Annotated in this window: 5 protein-coding genes; 4 read left to right on the top strand and 1 reads right to left on the bottom strand. The window is 66.4% G+C overall.

From position 1 onward, the window contains the following. Positions 1-100: 100 nt before the first annotated feature. Genes fliP through fliR form a run of 3 tightly spaced genes read left to right on the top strand, consistent with a single transcriptional unit; the run spans position 101 to position 1,941 of the window. The gene (gene fliP, locus B2W70_RS09170) at positions 101-859 is read left to right on the top strand and encodes a flagellar type III secretion system pore protein FliP (protein ID WP_414631041.1); all 759 of its coding nucleotides are present in this window, start codon (positions 101-103) and stop codon (positions 857-859) included. 25 nt (positions 860-884) lie between these two features. Beyond that, a complete protein-coding gene (fliQ, locus tag B2W70_RS09165; RefSeq protein ID WP_137840126.1) occupies positions 885-1,154 on the top strand; it encodes a flagellar biosynthesis protein FliQ in 270 nt (89 codons plus the stop codon). 25 nt (positions 1,155-1,179) lie between these two features. Further along, on the top strand, positions 1,180-1,941 hold the full coding sequence (gene fliR, locus B2W70_RS09160) for a flagellar biosynthetic protein FliR (RefSeq protein ID WP_286745033.1): 762 nt from the start codon (positions 1,180-1,182) through the stop codon (positions 1,939-1,941). Between the two features lie 16 nt (positions 1,942-1,957). Here the strand turns inward: fliR and B2W70_RS09155 are convergent, their stop codons facing one another. Continuing rightward, entirely contained in the window at positions 1,958-2,362 is a 405-nt protein-coding gene (locus B2W70_RS09155) for a ribonucleotide reductase subunit alpha (RefSeq protein WP_286745030.1), read from the bottom strand. Between the two features lie 147 nt (positions 2,363-2,509). Here B2W70_RS09155 and B2W70_RS09150 point away from each other — a divergent pair. Then, positions 2,510-4,178: DNA topoisomerase IV subunit B (locus B2W70_RS09150; protein ID WP_286745027.1), on the top strand; the 1,669-nt coding region annotated here is incomplete at its 3' end.

Genomic DNA, 4,178 nt, shown 5'->3' with positions numbered 1-4,178 from the left:
CCATGGCGCCGCAAGCCCCGGCAGAGCCTGCCGCCAGCTCGCCCGCCGTGCACCCCGCTTTTGCCACCTTGCTGCGCCGCACCCGTCAGGGAGACCAATGATGCGCCCCATGAACCGCGCCTCGCTGGCCCTCGCCCTGAGCCTGCTGGCCCCGCTGGCCTGGGCCCAGGCGGCCCCGGGTGGCCAGGCCTCGCTGCCCTTGCTGATCGGCCAAGGTGGTGGTGGCACCAATTACTCGGTGCCCATCCAGACCCTGCTGTTCTTCACGGCCTTGAGCTTTTTGCCGGCCGTGCTGCTGATGATGACGGGCTTCACCCGCATCGTCATCGTGCTGGGCCTGATGCGCCAGGCCCTGGGCACCCAGGCCGCGCCGCCCAACCAGGTCATCGTCGGCCTGTCGCTGTTCCTGACCTTGTTCGTCATGGGGCCGACCCTTGACAAGGTCTACAAGGAAGCCTACGAGCCTTTCGCGGCCAACCAGATCACCTTTGTCGAGGCGCTGGACAAGGGCCAGGCCCCCATGCGCGGCTTCATGCTCAAGCAGACCCGACAGTCCGACCTGGCCTTGTTCAGCCGCCTGGCCAAGGTCGAGCCGGGCCTCAAGCCCGAGCAGGTGCCTTTTCGTGTGCTGGTGCCAGCGTTTGTCACCAGCGAGCTGAAGTCGGCCTTCCAGATCGGCTTTCTGATCTTCATCCCCTTCCTGGTCATCGACATGATCGTGGCCAGCGTGCTGATGAGCCTGGGCATGATGATGCTCTCGCCCGTGATGGTGGCCTTGCCGTTCAAGCTGATGCTGTTCGTGCTGGCCGATGGCTGGAACCTGCTGCTCGGCTCGCTGGCCGCCAGCTTTGCGCAGTGACCGCGCGCCACAACGGAGCCCCGACATGGATCCCCAACAGGTTCTGACCATCAGCCGCGACGGGCTGCTCACGCTGATCACCGTGGTTGCGCCGCTGATGCTGGTGGTGCTGGCCGTGGGCCTGGTGGTGAGCATCTTCCAGGCCGCCACGCAGATCCACGAGCAGACGCTGTCTTTCGTGCCCAAGCTGCTGGCGGCTTTCGCCACCCTGGGCGTGGCCGGCCCCTGGATGCTCAACACCCTGGTCGAGTACATCCAGCAGGTGTTGCAGTCCATCCCGTCGGTGGTGGGCTGAGCGTTCGGCTCCAGCGGCGGCGTCCATGGTCTCTTTCACCGAAGCCCAGATCCTTGCCTGGGTCAGCGCCTGGATCTGGCCGTTCTTTCGCATCCTGGGGCTGTTCACCACGGCGCCCGTTCTGTCGATGCGCGTGGTGCCGCGCCGCGTGCGCATCGGCCTGGCGGCCCTGGTGGTCATCGCGGCCGAGCCCAGCCTGCCGGCCCCGCCACCCATCGCGCTGAACTCGCCTGAGGCCCTGATGGTGCTGATTCAGCAGGTGCTCATCGGCCTGACCATGGGGTTTGCGGCCCGGGTGGTGTTCGCGGCCATTGAGTTCGCCGGTGAACTGGTGGGCCTGCAGATGGGCCTGAACTTTGCCTCCTTCTTCGACCCGCTCAGCGGCGGGCAGATCACCGCCGTCAGCCGGCTCTACGGCACGGTCGCGTCCTGGCTGTTCATCGTCATGAACGGGCACCTGATGCTCACGGCGGCGCTCATCCAGAGCTTCCAGGCCTTCCCGGTTTCGCCTGAGCCCCTGGCCTTCTTGCAGGTCGTGCAGCCGCACGTTTGGGGCGCCGAGGTGTTCAAGCTGGGGCTGTGGGTGTCTTTGCCCGTGGTGGCCATGCTGGCTTTGACCAACCTGGTCATGGGCCTGGTGGCGCGCGTGGCGCCCCAGATGAACATCTTCTCGATCGGCTTTCCGATCACGATCGGTGTGGGTCTGACCGGCCTGTGGCTGACCCTGCCGATGATGCAGGTGCCGTTCACCATGGCCATCGAGCGCATGCTCGCCTTGTTCATGTGAGGGGCTGCGAAGCGCCTCAGCCGAAGCTGACCGGCTGACCCTGGATGTCGAACGGGATGAAGTTGGCGATCCGGCCCGACTTGATCGATTCAACCATGCGTTGCAGCGGCGCTTCGGCGTCGTTGCTGCTCGGGCTGCGTCCGGCGCTGCCCGACAGCGCGGCGACGAAGACGATGTCCCAAGCTGGCCCGGCACGCCGCGACTCGGCGAGCAGCGCCTCGAACGACGGCAGCTCCGCAGGTGACTTGTCCACGCACATCAACGGCGTCAGCGTGCCGCCTTGGCCGGCTTGAAACCGGGCGCGTTGCTCAGGGGTGGCGTCGTCGGGCAACTCGGCCGTGGTGAACACGAACAGCAGGCGTTGCGGTTCGGCCTGCTGGCTTGCCGAGCGCAGAAGGTCGTCGAAACTGGCAATGGTCATCGAGGGCTTTCGTGGGCGGGCAGGGCAGTCTCAAGCCTGAAACGCAGCACCCGACCTGGGTTGGCACATCGGTGGATTATGGCTTGAGCCAGTTCACGGGGATCGCCTCCACGGCCCTGCGCCTCGAAGGCCTGACTAGAATCCAGCATGGCCACCCAAGCACCCCCCGCTTCCCCTTCGTCCCCCTCCGCTGCCTACGGCGAAGGCTCCATCCGCGTCCTCAAGGGCCTGGAGCCCGTCAAGCAGCGCCCGGGCATGTACACCCGGACCGACAACCCCCTGCACATCATCCAGGAGGTGATCGACAACGCCGCCGACGAGGCCCTGGCGGGTTTCGGCAAGCGCATCGCGGTCACCCTGCACACCGACGGCTCGATCAGCGTCGAGGACGACGGTCGGGGCATCCCCTTCGGCCTGCACCCCGAAGAAGGCGTGAGCGTGGTCGAGATCGTCTTCACCCGCCTGCACGCGGGCGGCAAGTTCGACAAAGGCTCGGGCGGTGCGTACAGCTTCTCAGGCGGCCTGCACGGCGTGGGCGTGAGCGTGACGAACGCGCTGTCCACCCGCCTGCAGGTCACCGTCAGCCGCGACAAGCAGGTGGCGACGCTGGCCTTCGGCGGTGGCGACGTGATCGAGCCCGTGGCCGTGCGTCCGGCCGCCAGTGGCGATCGCAAGAACGGCACCACCGTGCGCGCTTGGCCCGACGCCAAGTACTTCGAAAGCGCCGAGCTGCCCCGTGGCGAGCTGGTGCACATGCTGCGCAGCAAGGCCGTGCTGATGCCGGGCGTGACCATCACGCTGACCATCGAGAAGTCTGGCAGGGAGCCCGAAGTCCAGACCTGGCTCTACAAGGGCGGTCTGCGTGACTACCTCAGCCAGACGCTGACCGCCGACCCGGTGATCCCGCTGTTCGAGGGCGAGCAGTACGCCGGCGGCAACGAGAGCGAGAACTTCGCCGAAGGCGAGGGCGCGGCCTGGTGCGTGGCCTTCACCGAAGACGGCTCGCCCATGCGCGAGAGCTACGTCAACCTGATCCCCACCGTGGCCGGCGGCACGCACGAAGCAGGCCTCAAAGACGGCCTTTTCCAGGCAGTCAAGGGTTTCATCGAGATGCATGCGCTGATGCCCAAGGGCGTCAAGCTGATGCCCGATGACGTTTTCGGTCGCGCCAGCTTCGTGCTGTCAGCCAAGGTGCTGGACCCGCAGTTCCAGGGTCAGACCAAGGAGCGCCTGAACAGCCGCGACGCCCTGCGCCTGGTCAGCACCTACGTCAAGCCGACGATGGAGCTGTGGCTCAACCAGCACGTCGACCACGGCAAAAAGCTGGCCGAGCTGGTCATCAAGCAGGCCCAGGCCCGCCAGCGCGCCGGCCAGAAGGTCGAGAAGAAGAAGGGCTCCGGCGTGGCGGTGCTGCCCGGCAAGCTGACCGATTGCGAAAGCCGCGACATCGCCTTCAACGAGGTCTTCCTGGTCGAAGGTGACTCGGCCGGTGGCAGCGCCAAGATGGGCCGCGACAAAGAGACCCAAGCCATCCTGCCCCTGCGCGGCAAGGTGCTCAACGCCTGGGAGGTTGAGCGCGACCTGCTCTTCAAGAACAACGAGATCCACGACATCTCGGTGGCGATCGGCGTCGACCCGCACGGCCCGAACGACTCGCCGGATCTGTCAGGCCTGCGCTACGGCAAGGTCTGCATCCTGTCGGACGCCGACGTGGACGGCTCGCACATCCAGGTGCTGCTGCTGACGCTGTTCTTCCGCCACTTCCCCAAGCTGATCGAAGCCGGGCATGTGCACGTGGCGCGCCCGCCGCTGTTTC

The organism is Aquabacterium sp. UBA2148, from assembly GCF_002328915.1.
Lineage (GTDB): Bacteria > Pseudomonadota > Gammaproteobacteria > Burkholderiales > Burkholderiaceae_C > Aquabacterium > Aquabacterium parvum.
This window is presented reverse-complemented; position numbering and strand designations above follow the sequence as displayed.

Excerpts from the sequence above, each read along its gene's own strand:
- fliP (WP_414631041.1), top strand. The coding sequence starts at position 101 with ATGCGCCCCATGAACCGCGCCTCGCTGGCCCTCGCCCTGAGCCTGCTG.
- B2W70_RS09155 (WP_286745030.1), bottom strand. The coding sequence starts at position 2,362 with ATGACCATTGCCAGTTTCGACGACCTTCTGCGCTCGGCAAGCCAGCAG.
- fliR (WP_286745033.1), top strand. The coding sequence starts at position 1,180 with ATGGTCTCTTTCACCGAAGCCCAGATCCTTGCCTGGGTCAGCGCCTGG.
- fliQ (WP_137840126.1), top strand. The coding sequence starts at position 885 with ATGGATCCCCAACAGGTTCTGACCATCAGCCGCGACGGGCTGCTCACG.